This is a genomic window from Croceibacterium xixiisoli, from assembly GCF_009827305.1.
GTDB classification, from domain to species: Bacteria; Pseudomonadota; Alphaproteobacteria; order Sphingomonadales; family Sphingomonadaceae; genus Croceibacterium_C; species Croceibacterium_C xixiisoli.
Genome location: NZ_WTYJ01000001.1, coordinates 1,172,261 through 1,188,109 on the forward strand (window position 1 = coordinate 1,172,261; position 15,849 = coordinate 1,188,109).

General features: G+C 63.1%; 22 protein-coding genes. 6 read left to right on the forward strand and 16 right to left on the reverse strand.

Going from position 1 to position 15,849, the window contains the following annotated elements; genetic code table 11:
- Window positions 1-3 precede the first annotated feature (3 nt).
- Together fliE and GRI97_RS05620 are read right to left on the reverse strand one after the other, a co-directional pair.
- Entirely contained in the window at window positions 4-369 is a 366-nt protein-coding gene (fliE, locus tag GRI97_RS05615) for a flagellar hook-basal body complex protein FliE (protein ID WP_161390103.1), read from the reverse strand.
- Window positions 366-1,676: a sigma-54 interaction domain-containing protein gene (locus GRI97_RS05620; protein ID WP_161390104.1), complete on the reverse strand. Its 1,311-nt coding sequence runs from the start codon at window positions 1,674-1,676 to the stop codon at window positions 366-368. The genes fliE and GRI97_RS05620 overlap by 4 nt, the downstream gene beginning before the upstream one ends.
- 223 nt (window positions 1,677-1,899) lie before the next feature.
- Here GRI97_RS05620 and GRI97_RS05625 point away from each other — a divergent pair, with 223 nt between their 5' ends.
- Window positions 1,900-2,727, forward strand: coding sequence for a flagellin N-terminal helical domain-containing protein (locus GRI97_RS05625; protein ID WP_161390105.1), 828 nt, complete (start codon window positions 1,900-1,902; stop codon window positions 2,725-2,727).
- A gap of 441 nt (window positions 2,728-3,168) precedes the next feature.
- Here GRI97_RS05625 and GRI97_RS05630 read toward each other — a convergent pair whose 3' ends face one another.
- The 14 genes from GRI97_RS05630 to flgB all read right to left on the reverse strand — a co-directional run bounded on the left by GRI97_RS05630 (window position 3,169) and on the right by flgB (window position 13,245).
- The gene (locus tag GRI97_RS05630) at window positions 3,169-3,546 is read right to left on the reverse strand and encodes a hypothetical protein (protein ID WP_235917612.1); all 378 of its coding nucleotides are present in this window, start codon (window positions 3,544-3,546) and stop codon (window positions 3,169-3,171) included.
- 213 nt (window positions 3,547-3,759) lie between these two features.
- A complete protein-coding gene (locus GRI97_RS05635) occupies window positions 3,760-4,590 on the reverse strand; it encodes a flagellar motor protein MotB (RefSeq protein ID WP_161390107.1) in 831 nt (276 codons plus the stop codon).
- Between the two features lies 1 nt (window position 4,591).
- Window positions 4,592-5,455 carry a flagellar motor stator protein MotA gene (gene motA, locus GRI97_RS05640; RefSeq protein WP_161390108.1) on the reverse strand — a complete coding sequence of 288 codons (864 nt, stop codon included), beginning with the start codon at window positions 5,453-5,455 and terminating at the stop codon, window positions 4,592-4,594.
- Between the two features lie 24 nt (window positions 5,456-5,479).
- Window positions 5,480-6,388 carry a flagellin N-terminal helical domain-containing protein gene (locus GRI97_RS05645; protein WP_161390109.1) on the reverse strand — a complete coding sequence of 303 codons (909 nt, stop codon included), beginning with the start codon at window positions 6,386-6,388 and terminating at the stop codon, window positions 5,480-5,482.
- A 4-nt stretch (window positions 6,389-6,392) separates the two neighbouring features.
- Window positions 6,393-7,730: a flagellar hook-associated protein FlgK gene (gene flgK, locus GRI97_RS05650; RefSeq protein WP_161390110.1), complete on the reverse strand. Its 1,338-nt coding sequence runs from the start codon at window positions 7,728-7,730 to the stop codon at window positions 6,393-6,395.
- A gap of 2 nt (window positions 7,731-7,732) precedes the next feature.
- Complete coding sequence (locus tag GRI97_RS05655) at window positions 7,733-8,026, reverse strand: rod-binding protein (RefSeq protein ID WP_161390111.1); 294 nt, start codon at window positions 8,024-8,026, stop codon at window positions 7,733-7,735.
- On the reverse strand, window positions 8,023-9,117 hold the full coding sequence (locus GRI97_RS05660; protein WP_161390112.1) for a flagellar basal body P-ring protein FlgI: 1,095 nt from the start codon (window positions 9,115-9,117) through the stop codon (window positions 8,023-8,025). Before GRI97_RS05660 ends, GRI97_RS05655 begins: the two co-directional genes overlap by 4 nt.
- A 13-nt stretch (window positions 9,118-9,130) precedes the next feature.
- Complete coding sequence (locus tag GRI97_RS05665; protein WP_161390113.1) at window positions 9,131-9,799, reverse strand: flagellar basal body L-ring protein FlgH; 669 nt, start codon at window positions 9,797-9,799, stop codon at window positions 9,131-9,133.
- Between the two features lie 5 nt (window positions 9,800-9,804).
- The gene (gene flgG / locus GRI97_RS05670; protein ID WP_161390114.1) at window positions 9,805-10,593 is read right to left on the reverse strand and encodes a flagellar basal-body rod protein FlgG; all 789 of its coding nucleotides are present in this window, start codon (window positions 10,591-10,593) and stop codon (window positions 9,805-9,807) included.
- A 15-nt stretch (window positions 10,594-10,608) separates the two neighbouring features.
- Window positions 10,609-11,349: a flagellar basal body rod protein FlgF gene (locus tag GRI97_RS05675; RefSeq protein WP_161390115.1), complete on the reverse strand. Its 741-nt coding sequence runs from the start codon at window positions 11,347-11,349 to the stop codon at window positions 10,609-10,611.
- A 6-nt stretch (window positions 11,350-11,355) separates the two neighbouring features.
- The gene (locus GRI97_RS05680; RefSeq protein ID WP_161390116.1) at window positions 11,356-12,168 is read right to left on the reverse strand and encodes a flagellar hook-basal body complex protein; all 813 of its coding nucleotides are present in this window, start codon (window positions 12,166-12,168) and stop codon (window positions 11,356-11,358) included.
- A gap of 17 nt (window positions 12,169-12,185) precedes the next feature.
- Window positions 12,186-12,494, reverse strand: coding sequence for a flagellar hook assembly protein FlgD (locus tag GRI97_RS05685; protein WP_161390117.1), 309 nt, complete (start codon window positions 12,492-12,494; stop codon window positions 12,186-12,188).
- On the reverse strand, window positions 12,491-12,895 hold the full coding sequence (gene flgC, locus GRI97_RS05690) for a flagellar basal body rod protein FlgC (RefSeq protein WP_377018911.1): 405 nt from the start codon (window positions 12,893-12,895) through the stop codon (window positions 12,491-12,493). Before flgC ends, GRI97_RS05685 begins: the two co-directional genes overlap by 4 nt.
- Before the next feature lie 2 nt (window positions 12,896-12,897).
- Window positions 12,898-13,245, reverse strand: a complete 348-nt coding sequence (flgB, locus tag GRI97_RS05695; protein ID WP_161390118.1) for a flagellar basal body rod protein FlgB — start codon at window positions 13,243-13,245, stop codon at window positions 12,898-12,900.
- Window positions 13,246-13,432: 187 nt separating this feature from the next.
- Here flgB and GRI97_RS05700 point away from each other — a divergent pair, with 187 nt between their 5' ends.
- The 5 genes from GRI97_RS05700 (at window position 13,433) to GRI97_RS05720 (ending at window position 15,825) form a co-directional block, all read left to right on the forward strand.
- Window positions 13,433-14,101 carry a MotA/TolQ/ExbB proton channel family protein gene (locus tag GRI97_RS05700; protein WP_161390119.1) on the forward strand — a complete coding sequence of 223 codons (669 nt, stop codon included), beginning with the start codon at window positions 13,433-13,435 and terminating at the stop codon, window positions 14,099-14,101.
- On the forward strand, window positions 14,098-14,583 hold the full coding sequence (locus GRI97_RS05705; protein WP_161390120.1) for a hypothetical protein: 486 nt from the start codon (window positions 14,098-14,100) through the stop codon (window positions 14,581-14,583). Before GRI97_RS05700 ends, GRI97_RS05705 begins: the two co-directional genes overlap by 4 nt.
- Window positions 14,574-15,113, forward strand: coding sequence for a flagella basal body P-ring formation protein FlgA (locus tag GRI97_RS05710; protein ID WP_235917613.1), 540 nt, complete (start codon window positions 14,574-14,576; stop codon window positions 15,111-15,113). The genes GRI97_RS05705 and GRI97_RS05710 overlap by 10 nt, the downstream gene beginning before the upstream one ends.
- Window positions 15,114-15,193: 80 nt before the next feature.
- Complete coding sequence (locus tag GRI97_RS05715) at window positions 15,194-15,481, forward strand: flagellar biosynthesis anti-sigma factor FlgM (protein WP_161390121.1); 288 nt, start codon at window positions 15,194-15,196, stop codon at window positions 15,479-15,481.
- The gene (locus GRI97_RS05720; RefSeq protein ID WP_235917614.1) at window positions 15,478-15,825 is read left to right on the forward strand and encodes a hypothetical protein; all 348 of its coding nucleotides are present in this window, start codon (window positions 15,478-15,480) and stop codon (window positions 15,823-15,825) included. Before GRI97_RS05715 ends, GRI97_RS05720 begins: the two co-directional genes overlap by 4 nt.
- The last annotated feature ends 24 nt before the right edge of the window (window positions 15,826-15,849 follow it).

A 15,849-nucleotide genomic window follows, 5' to 3' on the forward strand; every position in this document is an offset into this window, starting at 1 on the left:
CTATCAAATCCCCATCCGCATGATGTCCTGATAGGCGGACAACAGCTTGTTCCTCACTTGCAGTGTGGCTTCGAAGGCGACGCCGGCTTCCTGCCGGGCCATCATCACCTTGGCGATGTCGGTCACTTCGCCGCGTTCATATCCTGCGCTCAGATCCGCAGCATTGGTCTGGACCGAATTGACCCCTTCCAGCGCCGTCTTGAGCGTATCGGCGAAACCGCCGCCGGCCAAAGGCTGAACCTGGGTGGCAGAGACTTCGCGCGGCTGATGCAGTTCCTGCAGCAGTTGCGACCGATCGATGATCTGTTGGCGCAGGGCGATGATCTGCTGCACAGATCCCGCGCCGCCGATGGCGCCGATGCCGCTCATCGACGGCCTCCGATTGCCAGGCCCGCTTCACGGAAGGAGGCCAGCCGATAGCGCAGGGTCCGTTCGCTGATGCCCAGCTGCCGCGCGGCTTCCGAACGCTTGCCGCCGCAGGCGTCGAGCGTTTCCATGATGGCGCGGGCTTCGGACAGTTGCACGATGGTCGCCAGCTTTTCATTGCTGGTGATCTCTTCGCCGGCGATCGGCGATGATGCCGGCGCAGTCTGGGCCGGAACAGTCGGGGCGGCGACAGTCGGAGCGGGTCCGGTTGTCGCTTCCACCAGTCGGGCCGGGCGGTCGAACACGATATGCTGCGGCTCGATCACGCGGCCGTTGTTCACCAGCACAGTGGCGCGGCGGATGACATTTTCCAGTTCGCGGATATTGCCGGGCCAGCCGTGGGTCTTCAGCATCGCCAGGGCGGCGTCGCTGATCCAGGGCTGGGGCTGGTTGCGCGGCGTGTGGCGCAGCAGCATGGCAAAGGCCAGCGGGGCAATGTCGGCCGGGCGTTCGCGCAGCGCGGACAGCGTCATGGGAAATACATTGAGACGATAGAAAAGGTCGGCACGGAACCGGCCTTCTTCCACTTCGCGCGGCAGATCGCGGTTGGCGCAGGCGATGATGCGGACATCCACCTTGATCGGAATGGTCGCGCCGACCGGTACCACTTCGCCTTCCTGCAGCGCGCGCAGCAGCTTGGCCTGCAGCGTGATCGGCATTTCGGCAATTTCGTCGAGCAGCAGCGTGCCGCCGTCGGCCGCGCGGAAGAAACCCTCGCTGGCGGCATTGGCGCCGGTGAAGGCACCCTTCTGATGGCCGAACAGCAGCGCTTCGAGCATGGCTTCGGGAATGGCCGCGCAATTGACGCCGATGAACGGCTTGTCGCGACGCGGGCTGTGATCGTGAATGAAGCGCGACAGCACTTCCTTGCCGGTTCCGGTGGGACCGTTGATCAGTACGGGGATGTCTGTGCTGGCGAGGCGTTCGGCCAGGGCAAGGACCGACAGCGATTCAGGGTCTGCAGCAACGGGACCGGATCCGGCATTCATCAGCGCAAGCAGGGCAGCAAAGGTCGCTTCTGAAATCGGATCGGTGTAACGCAGCGTGGCGCTGGAACCCACCCGCCGCATTTCGGGGGTCTGCCCGCGTTCAAGCGTCACCGAATTGGGCATGCAGCCATTGGCGGCTTCGCTGGCATCAGCCAGCGTAACCTGCCTGTTGAGGAACAGGGATGATTCAATTCCGGTCAATTTGCCAGCCAGCGGTGCATGAAACTGCTCGAACCGGCGGCTTCTTACGATCGATCCCATGGGTGCCCCAACTTTGTTAACCCCGTTTGTTGACGCTCCTCTGCAGGGGGGACGTGAAAGACGTCGCTAATTTTAGGCTACGTATTGCGACTTAGGTGTTATTACCTATCGATCGGTTTCTGGCTGCGGACCCCTTTAAAATCCGCCGCTTGGGTCGGTCTGGGTTCCAGCTGCCAGTGACACGGGGATTTCGGCAGCGTTCGATGACACCAAGGAGCCGAAGATGTCCGTAATCAACACCAACACCAGCGCAATCCGTGCTTCCAACGCTTCGACGAGCGCCAGCAAGGCCCTCAGCAGCGCGATGGAACGCCTTTCGACCGGCAAGCGCATCAACAGCGCCAAAGACGACGCAGCTGGTCTTGCCATTGCAACCAGCATGACCTCGCAGGTTCGCGGCATGACCCAGGGTATCCGCAACGCCAATGACGGTATCGCTCTGGCGCAGACGGCAGAAGGTTCGCTGAACGAAGTGACCAACATGCTGCAGCGCGTTCGTGAACTGGCCACCCAGTCCGCTTCGGGCACCTACCAGGACACCACCGACCGCGCCTATATGCAGGCTGAAGTGGACGAGCTGACCGCACAGATCGATCAGGTCATTGTTAACAGCGAATTCAACGGCGTGAAGCTGTTCGACGGTACGGTTACCTCGGTGACCATCCAGACCGGTGCCAACGGCACGGACACTGTGGACCTGGCGATGGCTGACCTGACCACGCTGGCCGCAAGCGGTGGCGCAGCCGGTTCCTACGACGTTTCGACGGCAACCGCAGCCAACGGCCTGCTGGCCACGCTCACGACCGAACTCGACTCGATCTCCAGCGCCCGTGCAACGCTCGGTGCCGGCCAGAGCCGCCTTGACTCTGTGGTCAACAACCTGACCAACACCGTCACCAACCTGTCGGACGCCCGTTCGCGCATCGAAGACACCGATTATTCGGCTGAAACGACCGCACTCGCCAAGGCCCAGATCCTGAGCCAGGCTTCGACGGCCATGCTCGCTCAGGCGAACCAGAGCCAGCAGAACGTGCTGTCGCTGCTGCGTTAATCGCCTCAGCATCAGAAGATGCAAAGAAGGGTCCGGCGCTTTGCGCCGGGCCTTTTTTGCGTGCAGATAGTAAGGTGCCGATGTCCATGCCAGGCCGGCCGAATTGGTAAACATCGCCTTTACGTTTGCCCGCGTGACGCAGCCTGAAATGACCATAGGCGATTCCGATTCCGGAACTTATTAAGGTTTTTTGCCAGCCTGAATGGTCGGTCCGGCAGATTCATGCCCATCAGGCCAGAGCTGGTCAGGCCGCGAATCGCGCAGGGTTTGTCGCGATGAAACGGCGATCGGACCGCTGTTCGCTGTAAGGCATCGTTGGTCGAACGCGGTGCTCCGTGCTCGACGTCGGAATTTGCTGGTGCCCAACTGGTGGAAATCCAGGGTCAGGCTCTATCGCCAGCGCGGCCGGTTCTGCCAGAAATACCGCCGGCGTTCAGGCCATCAGCCAGAACACCGTCGCCGCCAGAGCTGCAAAGATGGCAAGGGCCAATGCTTTTGCTGGTGCCAGTGCCTTCGCAGCAGCAATGTGTCGCGGTCGATCCGATCCGGCGCGACGCCGGTTTCGGCGCAGATCGCCTCCGCGAACCGATGCCAGTCGCTGCCATCGTCGCCGGGTGCGGGGGGCATGCAGGGTTGCTGGGCTGATTGGCACGCCGACTGCAGGGCGGTGAACACATCCCCTACGGTTCGCCAGTTCGGCGCCATGTCGTAGTCCAGCTGCACGCCGAAGCAATGCTCGACATTCTCGATGGCCACGACTTCGTCACCATCTCCGCCGAGCCCGAGGCTTGCCAGTCGTTGTGGAGGAGGCAGGGCCATCGCCGGAGCTTAGCTCCGGCCCGAGAAATGGCAAATCCTTCACTGGCGCAGCTTCTCGGCAGGCGTAAGCAGCTACCACCTGACTATGTGCGCCGGGGTCGTCATCAAATTGTGGGGTTCAGCGCTTGGCGGTCCGGCCAGCCGATCGGCTTGCAGCGCGGTCTGGCGCATATTGCGCCAAATACGGAATGCCGGGCACAAGGCCCGGCATCGTCAATTTGTGATCAGGATGGAGATCCGCCGGTTGCGCGGATCCTGCGGGTTGTCTTTGACCAGCAGTTCGCGATCCGCCACGCCTTCTATGCGGAAGAAACGGTCGTCCGCAATGCCGCCCCGCAGCAAAGCCTGGCGGGTGGCCTCGGCGCGGCCCGCCGACAGCGACCAGTTGTTGGCCTTCACGCCCGGCTTCCAGGGCAGGGCATCGGTATGGCCGCGAATGGTCAGCTTGCCGCTTTCCGGCGCAACCGCACCGGCAATCGCCGAAACCAGGCTGGCAGCTTCATTGGTCAGCACGGTCGTACCCAGCACGAACATGGAGAAATCGGCGTCATCGACCAGATCGACGCGGACCCCTTCATTGGTGTCAACCATGCGGACCTGGCGCATCAGCTGCTTGAGCTTTTCATTGCTTTCCAGCTTTTCCTCGACGCGTTCCTTCATCCGCTGAATGGTCGCGGCGCCGCCTTCGCGCGGGCCACCGGTCGCATCGCGCGGAATGGTCAGCGATTTGGTGCCTGTCTGGCCGGCACGGTTCGGATAATTGTCGGCGTCGGTAATCGATGCGCCGCCCAGCAGGCCATTGGACCCGGCGCTCTGTTCGCGGGTCTTGACCAGCGTGGGGGTGAAGTAATCGGCCAAACCCTTGCGCTGGTCCTCGGTCGTCGCGCCCAGCAGCCACAGCAGCAGGAAGAATGCCATCATTGCCGTCACGAAGTCGGCATAGGCGACCTTCCACGCCCCGCCATGATGGCCACCGGCAACGATGGTGACCTTCTTGACGATGATGGGCGGGGGCGGCTCGTTCCGGGCGCTGCGCGATGCCATGTCAGCGGCCCCGCAGGCTGTCGAGCAGTTCGGAAAGTCCAGGGCGGACGGCGTGGCCCAGGCCCGACCGCGCGCTTTCGACCACCAGCGGCTGAGGATATCCGTTCAGCGAGGCGATGATGACCTGCTTCACCGCGTGGAAGATCTGTTCGTCCTGTTCCAGAACCTGCTTCAACCGGGTCGCGATCGGGCCGACGATGCCATAGGCCAGCAACACGCCCAGGAAAGTGCCGACCAGGGCGGAACCAATCATGCCACCCAGCACGGACGGCGGTTCGTCAATCGAACCCATGGTCTTCACCACGCCCAGAACGGCGGCGACGATGCCCAGGGCGGGCAGGGCGTCTGCCAGACCCTGCAGCGCATGCTGGGGTTCGTGCTGTTCATGGAAATGCGTCTTCATCGCATTGTCCATCACCTCTTCCACGGCGTGGGTTTCCAGCGTGCCGGAAGACACCACGATCAGGGTCAGCGTGTCGCAGATCAGCGCGGTGAGCGGCTTATTGGTCAGGAGATTGGGATATTCGGCGAAAATCGGCGAATTGGCGGGTTCCTGCACATGCGATTCCAGCGCCACCGGACCTTCGGCGCGCAACAGCTTCATCAGCCGCGAACACAGCGCGATGGCATCGATGTGATCCTGCTTGTTGTGCTTGGGGCCTTTGAAAGCCTTGGTCAGACCACCGCCGATGCCCTTGAGCTCGTGCATGGAATTGCCGGTGACCAGCGCGCCCAGCGCGGCGCCGCCGATGATCAGCATTTCGTGCGGAATCGCTTCCAGCACGGGGCCCAGAGAGCCGCCCGTTATGGCGAAGCCGCCAAACACCATCAGCAGCAGGACAACAATGCCGATAATCACAAACATTACGGAATTCCCAGCGTTTCAGCGTCAGCGGATGATGTTGAAGAGCGACAGGCCGGACAGCTTCACGAAGCTGGCCTGGCTTGCTTCCAACACGGTCATGATGTCCTGCAGGCGCATCATCGACGTCGCCAGATCGGCGCCGCCCACATTCTTTTGTTCTTCGGCGGTCAGCTCGCCCATGGTTTCGCGCCGCTGATCCATCAGATCGACCCAGTTCAGCCGCGCACCGACCACTGTCTGCGAAGTGGTGACCTTTTCCAGACCGAGATCGAGCGATGCCAGCGCATCCTTGCTGGCGGCGACCGGGTCATTGCCCGATTGCAACGCCAGGGCGAGCGAGCCAAGCACGGCAAACAGATCGGTGTCCACGCCGTCCTGCTTGAAAGAGAGTGCATCGGGCCCGGTCAGTGTGGGCAGCACACTCTGACCTTCGCCCAGGCTGACCGGATCGATCGTGCTGTTCCCGACATAGGTGATCGTGCCACCGACATTCTGATAAGCGTCCCCGGTAATGGTGCCGCCGAACAAAGCATGGCCGGATGCGTCGCGGCTGTTGGCCAGCGACAGCAGGCTGTCCTTCAGCGTGGCGATTTCCGCACCGGCGGCGGCGCGCTGTTCGTCATTGTAGGTGCCGGATGCGGCCAGTGTGGCCAGCTCCTTCACTCGAATGATGATGTCGGCCACGGAATCAAGCGCGGTGTCGGTCATCTTCAGATTGGTCTGCGCGCTGTCGGAATTGCGCTGATCCATCTCCGACAGGGCGGTGGTGCGCGACAGGGTGCGCAACCGTGCCGCCGCGACGGGATCGTCGGATGAACGGCCGAGCCGCTGTTCGGTGCTGATCTGGCGATCCAGATCTTCGGCCTGCGTGCGAAGCGAGCTGATCTGCTTGGTCGCGCGGTCGAAATAGGAACCTGTGCTGAGGTTGATCATGGTGTCACCTGATGTTCAACAGAGTGTCGAAAATGTCGTTCGCCACCTGCATGGCACGGCCGGAAGCCTGGAACGCCAGCTGGAAGCGGAGCAGATTGGCAGCCTCATCGTCCAGATCGACGCCGGCCTGCTGCTTCAGCGATTCGCTGGCGGCGGTGGCGATCGATGCCAGCGCTTCCTGCGTGGTCTGGCGGCTGGAAACGCGGCTTGAAATATCGAACAGCAGCGCATTCGCGCCGGAGGCAGCGCCACCGGTTTCCAGTGCGGAGCGCAGATCGGTCAGATTTGAGGCATCGCGGCTGGACGGATCCGAACCGGCCGGCGCAGTGGCCAGCAGAGATCCATTGGTAAAGGCCAGCGACATGCCAGCGGCCCCCATGCCGGTGAAGAGGGGTTGGCCATCCGATCCATCAAGCGCCGCACCCTGGGACTGCGCATCATTGACGGTGGCGGCAATGCCATCGGCGAGTGCATCCAGCCGGGTGCGGGTTTCGGCCACATAGGACAATGCCTGCGCGCTGCCGGCCAGCGAACCGCCGGTGGGGGTGACGGCCTGGCCATTGACGGCAAAGTTGATCGTGCCATCAGCTGCTTCGGCGACCGAGAGGGAGGCGCTGGCGCTGCCTTCGACGAACACGGCGCCGGTGCTGCCGCCCAGGCGCACGGTAACGGTACCGTTGGAGGCGAACTGCGTGGATACATCGGCAATATCACTGAGCTTGGTCAGCAGCAGATCGCGCTGATCGAGCAAGGTGGCGCGATCGCTGGAATTTTCGCCCGTACGAGCCAGCTGCAGGTTGATCCGGCCCAGATCGCTGCCGATCGTGTTGGCTTCTTCCACCTTGGCAGCGGCATCGAAGCGCAGGCCATCGCCCACCGCTTCCAGGCTGTCGGCCGCGATGTTGAACTTGTCTGCCATGGTTTGGGCCCCGGCCACGGCCGCGGCCCGCAGGGACGGATCGGTGGGGTTGTTGCTGAGTTGCAGCAGGCTGGCTTCGAAACCGACGATCGCTTCATAAACGCCGGCTTTTTCGATGGCGTTTTCCGTGCTCTTCAGCGCGGCCAGATCGGTATTGGCACGGGCCAGATCGCTGCCGGTCCGGCGGACTTCAGCCTGGCGAACGGCATCGGCATTGCGCGTGATCCCCGAAACGCGGACCCCGGACAGGGATACGTCGCCCGGCCGCAGCACGCCGCTGCTGGCCGATACCTCAGACAATTGCACACTGCGGCGGACATAGCCTTCGGTCGAAGCGTTGGCGATGTTCTGCGCGGTGATGTCCAGCGCGCTGCGTGCGGCACGCGTGCCGCTGGCGGCAATGCTGAGGAGATCGGATGCCATGCTTATTTCTCCGGACCTGTCAGGCGTGTCAGCTGGGCTTCGATGGCGTCGGCCATGCCGAATGCGCCGGTTTCGGATGCGAGATCAGCGAAGTGCGCGTCGCGCATTTCGGTAAAGGCTTCTTCGCTGGAACTGCCGAACAAATCGTTTCCGCCGAAGTCCGTACTGCGCGCGGCGGCCAGCATCTGGCGCAGGAAGATCGCTTCAAACTGCTTGGCCGCATGGGCCAGCTGCTGCCGCTGATCGGTTGCAGACGAAGCTGCAACCGAAGGGGACAGGGAGATCGCGCCGCTCATATGATCACCATTTCCGCCTTGAGCGATCCGGCCTGCTTCAGCGCTTCGAGGATCGCGACCAGATCGGCAGGGGTGGTGCCCAGCATGTTCAGCGCGTCGACCACTTCGGCTAGCGAGGCACCCGGTTCGAACAGGGCCACGTGTGCGTCGCGCTGCTCGATGCCGATGGAACTGCTTTCTTCTACCTGGGTCCGTCCATTGCTGAACGGCGCGGGCTGGACCACCATGGGGTTTTCATCGATCCGCACCACCATGCTGCCATGGCTGATCGCGGCCGGGGAAAGGCGCACGGCGCTGGAAATCACCACCGTGCCGGTACGGCTGTTGATGACGACCTTGGCCGATGCTTCGGCTGGAGTGATGTCGATCATTTCGATCTGCGCCATGATGCCGGCCCGCTGATCTGCACCATAGGGCAGGCGCATGGCCAGGGTGACGCCGTCTTCGATTTCCGCTATGCCGGGATAGCGATCATTGATGGCGTCGCGCACGCGGGCGGCGGTCAGGAAATCGGCCTGGAATAGGTTCCAGCGCAACATTTCGCTGGTTTCGAAACCGGTTGAGACAGAGCGTTCGACGCTCGCACCTTCGGCCACGCGGCCGACAGTGGGGACATTGACGGTCAGGCGCGATCCGTCACGGCCGGAAACGCCCAGACCACCCACGGCCAGATTGCCTTGCGCCATGGCATAGATTTCGCCATCCGCCCCATAGAGCGGGGACATGATAAGCGCGCCACCGCGCAGCGATTTGGCCTTGCCGATGGCCGATACCGTGATGTCGATCCGCTGACCTGGCTTGGCAAAGGCGGGCAGTTCGGCGGTGATCATCACGGCGGCGGCATTCTTCAGCGCCGGATTGACATTGGGTGGCAGCTGCAGGCCGAACCGACCGGATACGCCGCGCATGGCTTCGGTGGTATAGGCGAAATTGTCATCGCCCGTGCCATCAAGCCCGACGACGATGCCATAGCCGGTCAGCTGGTTGGAACGCACCGACTGGAAGCTGCCCAGATCGCGCACGCGTTCTGCCGCTGCCGGCGTTGCGCCGAGTGTCAGGGCCGCAAGGGCGAGGATCAGCTTGCGCAGCATGATGCAGTCCCCCTCAGAACGGTGCGATGAGGTTGAAGAAGCGCGACAGCCAACCTTCGCGGCTGGCGCGCTGCACGGCGCCCTTGCCGCCATAGGTAATGCTGGCATCGGCCAGACGCGGCGAAGCGATGCGGTTGTCGTGATCGATATCAGCCAGGCGGATGATGCCGGACAGCTGGATCCATTCTTCGCCCTGGCTGAACTGCATGAGCTTTTCACCTCTGACGAGTGCGGTTCCATTCGGGCGGACTTCGGCAATGGTCACGCTGATGTCGCCCCTCAGACTGCTGGTTTGCGACGCATCGCCCTGTCCATTGAACGACGAATTCGATCCGGAATTAAGGTTACCAGGATCAAAAGACAGCGGCCCGACGCTCGGCGGGGTGAGCGAGAAGCTGCCCGAACGGTCGGTGCTGGAACTGGCCGATTTGGTGGTGGTGGTCCGTTCCGTCAGCACCACGGTGACCAGATCGCCAACCCGGTGCGCGCGCTGACCGAAGTGCAGCGGGGCATAGCCGGATGCGGCCTGGAAGATGGCACCATTGGCCTGCACCGGCGCGGCGGGCGGCGGCGGGGGCAGGGTGGCAGCAAAGCCGGTTGGGCGTTCGCTGGAACAGGCCGACACCGCCAGCAGGGCGAAGACGGGCAGGGCGATGCGGAGCATGGTGTTTTTCCGGTTCATGATGATCACAGCGTCTGGTTTGCGTTGCGGAGCATTTCGTCGACCGAAGAGACCATCTTGGAATTGATCTCATAAGCGCGCTGGCATTCGATCATGTCGACCAGCTCTTCGACGATGTTGACGTTGGATGCCTCGAGCATCCCCTGCCGAACATTACCGCGGCCTTCTTCGCCACCGGGGGCAAGCTGCACGGCGCCGCTGGCGGCGGTTTCAGTCAGGAAGTTGTCGCCGATGGCGCGCAAGCCGGCGGGATTGGTGAAACGGGCGACTTCGATCCGGCCCAGTTCGGAAGGCTCCGCCTCGCCCATCAGGGTCGCCGTAACCGTGCCATCGGGGGCAACGGAAATCGCGGTGGCGCCTTCGGGAATGGTGATCGCCGGCTGCACGGTAAAGCCCTGCTGGGTCACGACCAGCCCTTCGGCCGAACGGGTGAAATTGCCCGCGCGGGTATAGCCGAGGCGACCGCCGGGCAGTTCAACCTGGAAGTAACCATCGCCGTCCAGCGCCAGATCCAGCGCATTGGCGGTGTTGTTCAGCGTGCCCTGGGTCACGATCTGGCTGGTCGACTGGATCTGCACGCCCGTGCCCAGGTTGATGCCCGTGGCAAAGGCGGTTTCGCTCGAGGAACGCTGACCGGCCACGCGGGCATCCTGATAGGCCAGGGTGGCGAAATTGGCGCGGTCGCGCTTGAAACCGGTGGTGCTGACGTTGGCGAGATTGTTGGCGATGACGCGCATCCGTGCGTCCTGCGCCTCAAGCCCGGTGCGGGCGACCTGGAGTGCCGAGACTGGCATGTTTGCAATCCTTTCTTAGCTGATGCGCATCAGTTGCGCGCCGCTCTCGTCGACTTCGCGCGCTGCGGCGATGGTTTTGGTGCGCATGGCAAACATGCGCTGGGCGTCGATCATTTCGATCAGCACCTCACTGGCATTCACATTTGATTGTTCGAGCGAGCGAATGATCACCGTGGCTTCTTCATCGGCAGGAAGAACGCCATCGCCCTTGACCCGGAACAGGCCATCGAGACCCTTGGCGATCTCGCTACCCTGCCAGGATACCAGCTTGATCCGGCCCGCTTCCTGCGCCGGTTCGTCCGGCACGGTGGGGTCGGTGACCAGGATGGTGCCATCCGGCGTGATGGTGACCTGCCCGCCCACGGGAACGGTGATCGGCCCCCGGTATCCAATCACCGGGCGCCCATCACCATTGGTGAGCAGCCCGGAGGGGGAAACCTGCAGATCGCCGCGCCGGGTATAGGCCTCCGAACCGTCCATGCCCTGCACCGCCATCATGGCCTGGCCATTCATCGCAACGTCGAGCTCGTTTCCGGTCTGGTAGATTTCGGCGACGTTCATCAGCGCGCCGCGCACTTCACCCTGTTGCATGACGCGGGTGTCGAGCGTGGTGCCGTGAATGGTGACGGGCCGCTGATCCAGCACCTCTGCCCGAAAACCCGTGGTCTGGGCGTTCGCCATATTGCTGGCGACGACCCGCTGCCGGTTCATCGACGACTGCATGCCGGAAAGGGCGGTGTAGATCAGCCGGTCCATGGTCTATCAGGTCCGCAGATTGATCACGGTCTGCGTGATCTGCGTGGCGGTATCGATTGCCTTGGCGTTGGCCTGGAAATAACGCTGCGCGGTGATCAGGCTGACCAGCTCTTCGGCAATGTCGACATTGGAACGTTCGACCGATCCGGCCTGCAGCTTGCCGAAGCCATTGCTGCCCGGTGCGCCATAACGCGCTTCACCCGAAATGCCGGTGACTTCCCAGTTTGACGATCCGACCTGACGCAGCCCGGTGGGCGATGTGAAGGTGGCCAGTGCCACTGCGCCGACAACCTGTACCGAACCATCGGCATAGGATGCAGAGACGGTGCCATTGGCGGCAATGGTCACACCGGCGAATTCGGCACCGGCGGCATTGGTCGGCGGGATGCGGCCGTCGGTCGGGCTTGTGCCGGTGACATTGCCATTCGCATCCACGGCGAACAGCTGCAGGCGGTTGTTCGAACCGTCATGGATATAGCCGTCGTCGTCCATCGTGAACACGCCATTGCGGGAATAGAGCGTGTCACCGCTTTCCGACGAACGCGTGGTGAAGAAGCCGTCCCCCAGGATCGCCACGTCGAGCGAGGATCCGGTCTGTTCGATCGGGCCGATGCCGAAGTTCTGCGTCACGCTTTCCACCGTCGAGCCGATGCCGCGCGCCATGCGCGGATCGCTGAGCGAGGTGCTGGCGACGACGTCTGCGAAATTGGTCGTGCTCTTCTTGAAACCATTGGTTTCGGCGTTGGCGATGTTGTGGGCAATCACGCCCAGATCGGTCTGGGCATTCTTCAGCCCGCTCAGGGAAGTATAGAAGGACATAGGGTGTCTCCGTTTCGTCAGGCTTGTGTTTCGGTGGTGCCGGCCTTGGCATTGGCGGCGGAATTGGCAGCGCTCAGGGCGTCCAGCTTGTCGGAAATGCCCTGCAGCGTGGTGTTCACGTCGGTGATCCCGGCGAGGGAGGAAAACTGCGCCATCTGCGCCAGCATTTCCTTGTTATCGACCGGATCGAACGGATCCTGCTGCTGCACCTGCACGGTCAGCAGACGCAGGAAATCGGCCTGGCCGAGCGAGGCGTAACCGGTGGACGATTTTGCCGCAGTGGCGGTGTTGGCCGCCGTGGATGATGTGGTGGAGGTTACGGTCATTTCATCCTCATGGTTTCGAGCATCAGCTGCTTGGCGGTGGACAGGGCTTCGACGATGTTCTGGTACTGCCGCGATGCTTCCATCATCTCGACGGACTCGGCATTCTCATCCACGCCGGAGGTCCACACATCGCCATTCTCATCGGCCAGCGGATGGCCTGGTTCGTGGCGGCGGACGGCCGGGGTGTCGCCACGGAACACGCCATTGACGTGCACCGTGCTCATGCCGGTGGCGGCATCCAGCTGTTCGGAAAACACCGCCCGCAGCGGGCGATAGGTTTCGGCTTCGGTCGCGGCGATGCTGCCGGCGTTGGCCAGGTTGGAAGCCGCCGCGTTCATCCGCACCATCTGGGCGGACATGGCGCGCTGGCCCAGTTCGAACATGGTCATGGGGCGCGACATGATCATTCGCCCCTGATTGCGCGGGTGACGGTTTCAATCCGTCCGCGCAGGAAATTCAGCGTTGCAGTATAGGCCACGGCGTTTTCGGCGAAGGCCGTCTGTTCGACGCCCATTTCCACCGTATTGCCATCGAGGCTCGACATCACCGGAATCCGGTAACGTGTGGCCGTGGTGGCGGCATCATCGCTATCGGCGCCCCGAACGCGTGCCTGCAGCGCCGCGCCGAAGTCGATATCCCGGGCCTTGTATCCGGGGGTAGCCGCATTGGCGATGTTTGATCCGAGCAAGCCCATGCGTTGCGACCGGATCTCCAGCGCCGCGCCATGAATGCCGAAAAGACCTTCGCTCATAAGAGTCTCCGCTATTTCCGGGGAGGGCTAAGCAAAGGGCGTGCCAAACTCTGCAACGGGGGAGGAACGCCATCATGAGGGCGGCTGGGCGGCAGCAGGCGGCAAGGGCTTGCCGGGAGGCGGCAAAGTGACGCCGGACCCTAAATGCCGGGCTGGTTTGCGCCGTTCTTGTTGCGAGGAGATTTCCATGGACTGGTTGCAATGGTTCAATCCCGTGTCTGTCGCGATCGTCGCGGGCGGCACGCTGTGCGCGACATTTCTGCGCAGTGGGCTGCACGACACCGGCCTGGCGTTGAAGGCGATCAGGGCACTGTTTTCCGCAGGCTTCGACAGTTCCCGGACGAAGGCGGAACTGGCCATCCAGATCCAGGATATCGGAACCGAAGGCATCCTGCGGGCCGAGCCGCATCATTTCGGCGATGGGGAGTTCGATCACATCGCCGATGCGCTGATCGGCAAGCGGTCGGTTCGCGCGCTCTATGATGAACACGAACGCTATCGCGCGGCACGGCAGATCGATTCCGATGCCGCCGTCGGTGTGCTCAACAGCGCGACCGAATTGGCCCCGGTGCTGGGGCTCGGCGGAACGCTGCTGTCGCTGGGCAATCTGTCCACCGTCGCGGCGCAGGGCAATTATGCGGCCGCCATCGGCATGGCCGTCACCACCACGCTTTATGGTCTGCTGCTCGGGAACTTCCTGTTCGCGCCGCTGGCCTTTGCGATCGCCCGCCGGGCGGCAAAGGAAGAACGGGAACGCCAGGAACTGCTCGATTGGCTGGCCGCAGCGGTCGAACCGGCCTGCCATCCGCAAACCATGCCGGCCGCCATCCGGCCACCCAGGAAAAGCGCGGCATGATCGGACGCCCCGGTACGGGCTGGCAGACGATCATTGCCGATCTCTCGCTGATCCTGTTCATGATCACCGTTGCCGCCAATGATGGTGCCTTCCAGGCGGCCAGGGCGGCGGATGCCCGCGCCGAGACGGCGGCGGGCGCGTTGCAGGGCGAACCTGTGGCGGTCTACCGCGCGACAGCCCAAGGCGTATCGCTGGCCGATTGGCTGGGTGGCCAGGGGCAGGATCCGCGCCAGCAGCTGACCATCGTGGCGCGTTATGCCGACGGCGGTGAGGCTGCGGTTGCCACGACGGCGGTGGAACTGGCCGACCAGGCGCGCGTGCTTGGCTTGAACCCACGCATCATGCTCGAATTCGGCCCTGCGGAAGAGGTGCTGGCCATTCTCGCCTATGATGCTGATCCGGCCAACTGGCATGGGGATTGCATGAAATCGTCGGAATCAGGCACCGCAGGTGCTGCTGACGAGGACGAGAAATGCGGATGATCAGGTCCTTCATTACCGGTCGCGCACCGGTACCAATGGCTTTGGCGACCATGGGCCTGGCGACAGCGGCCCCGCTTGCGGCGGCCGCCTTTGCCGATCCGGTTGCGATCGATCAGGCGGTAGCCCAGTTCACCGGCATGCCGATCGGTGCGCCGGGCGGCGCCCGCACGCCGGTGGATCGCCGGCTGCGGCTGGCGGCCTGTCCGCAGCCCTTCGCCCTGGAATGGTATGGCAGCCGGCGTGACAATGTGCTGGTGCAATGCCCGGTGCCTAATGGCTGGCGGATATTCGTGCCGGTGCAGGCGGAACCGCGTGCGGCAGCGGCCCAGAAGGCGCCCGATGCCGTGGCGCGGGGCGAATCCGTAAATATCACCGTCAGCGGTCGGGGCTTTACCCTGTCCCGCCAGGGCGAAGCGCTGGAAAGCGGCGCCGTGGGTGATTGGATTCGGGTCCGCCAGGGCAACAATCGCAATGATTCCGTCCGTGCCCGCATCATCCGTCCGGGCGTGGTCGGCATGGATTTGCCGTAAGCGGCAAAATTTGTTGAGGGCCCCTTAATACATTCGAGGGGGTGCCGTTCTGACTGGTGAGAACCTAACGGAGCGGTGCGATGAACCCGATCGACGCGCATAGAATTACCGGAACATCTGCCCGGCTTGCGACGAGCCAGGGGACAGTTGCGCGCACCGTGGAAAGCGGTGCGGCAACCACCCCGGCCAGCGCCACGGCCGGGACTGTATCTGCCAATCCCGTCAACGCCGGTACCACACCGACGGTCGATGTCGACCGCGTCAGCGAGATCCGCAAAGCCGTGGAAGAAGGCAGCTATCCCATTGTTCCGGCAAAGATTGCCGACGCCATGATTGCGGCCGGCTACCTGCTGAGGGTTGGTAAATGAGCAGCACCAAGAAACTGCGCGAAAGCCTGCGGCAAATGCTTGCCCTTCTGGAAGGGGAGCGGCAGGCTCTTGCCTCACTCGATCTCGAACGCATCCTCACCTGCGCCGATGGCAAGGTGGAACTGTGCGCCGCGATCGACCGCCACAAGATCGGCGATGTGGATGAAGAATGCCGGGGTCTGCTTGATGGCGTCAGCCGCCTGAACGAGATCAACCGCAAGCTGCGCAACCTGATTGCCGCCAATGTGCAGTCGCGCCTCAGCGTATTGAGCGGTTCTGCCAGCCTCTATGGCAGCACGGTCAAATCCTCATCTCCCCGGCGGGAAATGCCCCGTCTGGTCTGATCGGCAGCCTGCCCCATTCCTTCC

Bases quoted from the DNA above. Each gene is read 5' to 3' on its own strand.
- fliE (WP_161390103.1), bottom strand. From the start codon at position 369: ATGAGCGGCATCGGCGCCATCGGCGGCGCGGGATCTGTGCAGCAGATC.
- GRI97_RS05620 (WP_161390104.1), bottom strand. From the start codon at position 1,676: ATGGGATCGATCGTAAGAAGCCGCCGGTTCGAGCAGTTTCATGCACCG.
- GRI97_RS05625 (WP_161390105.1), top strand. From the start codon at position 1,900: ATGTCCGTAATCAACACCAACACCAGCGCAATCCGTGCTTCCAACGCT.
- GRI97_RS05630 (WP_235917612.1), bottom strand. From the start codon at position 3,546: ATGGCCCTGCCTCCTCCACAACGACTGGCAAGCCTCGGGCTCGGCGGA.
- GRI97_RS05635 (WP_161390107.1), bottom strand. From the start codon at position 4,590: ATGGCATCGCGCAGCGCCCGGAACGAGCCGCCCCCGCCCATCATCGTC.
- motA (WP_161390108.1), bottom strand. From the start codon at position 5,455: ATGTTTGTGATTATCGGCATTGTTGTCCTGCTGCTGATGGTGTTTGGC.
- GRI97_RS05645 (WP_161390109.1), bottom strand. From the start codon at position 6,388: ATGATCAACCTCAGCACAGGTTCCTATTTCGACCGCGCGACCAAGCAG.
- flgK (WP_161390110.1), bottom strand. From the start codon at position 7,730: ATGGCATCCGATCTCCTCAGCATTGCCGCCAGCGGCACGCGTGCCGCA.
- GRI97_RS05655 (WP_161390111.1), bottom strand. From the start codon at position 8,026: ATGAGCGGCGCGATCTCCCTGTCCCCTTCGGTTGCAGCTTCGTCTGCA.
- GRI97_RS05660 (WP_161390112.1), bottom strand. From the start codon at position 9,117: ATGCTGCGCAAGCTGATCCTCGCCCTTGCGGCCCTGACACTCGGCGCA.
- GRI97_RS05665 (WP_161390113.1), bottom strand. From the start codon at position 9,799: ATGAACCGGAAAAACACCATGCTCCGCATCGCCCTGCCCGTCTTCGCC.
- flgG (WP_161390114.1), bottom strand. From the start codon at position 10,593: ATGCCAGTCTCGGCACTCCAGGTCGCCCGCACCGGGCTTGAGGCGCAG.
- GRI97_RS05675 (WP_161390115.1), bottom strand. From the start codon at position 11,349: ATGGACCGGCTGATCTACACCGCCCTTTCCGGCATGCAGTCGTCGATG.
- GRI97_RS05680 (WP_161390116.1), bottom strand. From the start codon at position 12,168: ATGTCCTTCTATACTTCCCTGAGCGGGCTGAAGAATGCCCAGACCGAT.
- GRI97_RS05685 (WP_161390117.1), bottom strand. From the start codon at position 12,494: ATGACCGTAACCTCCACCACATCATCCACGGCGGCCAACACCGCCACT.
- flgC (WP_377018911.1), bottom strand. From the start codon at position 12,895: ATGTCGCGCCCCATGACCATGTTCGAACTGGGCCAGCGCGCCATGTCC.
- flgB (WP_161390118.1), bottom strand. From the start codon at position 13,245: ATGAGCGAAGGTCTTTTCGGCATTCATGGCGCGGCGCTGGAGATCCGG.
- GRI97_RS05700 (WP_161390119.1), top strand. From the start codon at position 13,433: ATGGACTGGTTGCAATGGTTCAATCCCGTGTCTGTCGCGATCGTCGCG.
- GRI97_RS05705 (WP_161390120.1), top strand. From the start codon at position 14,098: ATGATCGGACGCCCCGGTACGGGCTGGCAGACGATCATTGCCGATCTC.
- GRI97_RS05710 (WP_235917613.1), top strand. From the start codon at position 14,574: ATGCGGATGATCAGGTCCTTCATTACCGGTCGCGCACCGGTACCAATG.
- GRI97_RS05715 (WP_161390121.1), top strand. From the start codon at position 15,194: ATGAACCCGATCGACGCGCATAGAATTACCGGAACATCTGCCCGGCTT.
- GRI97_RS05720 (WP_235917614.1), top strand. From the start codon at position 15,478: ATGAGCAGCACCAAGAAACTGCGCGAAAGCCTGCGGCAAATGCTTGCC.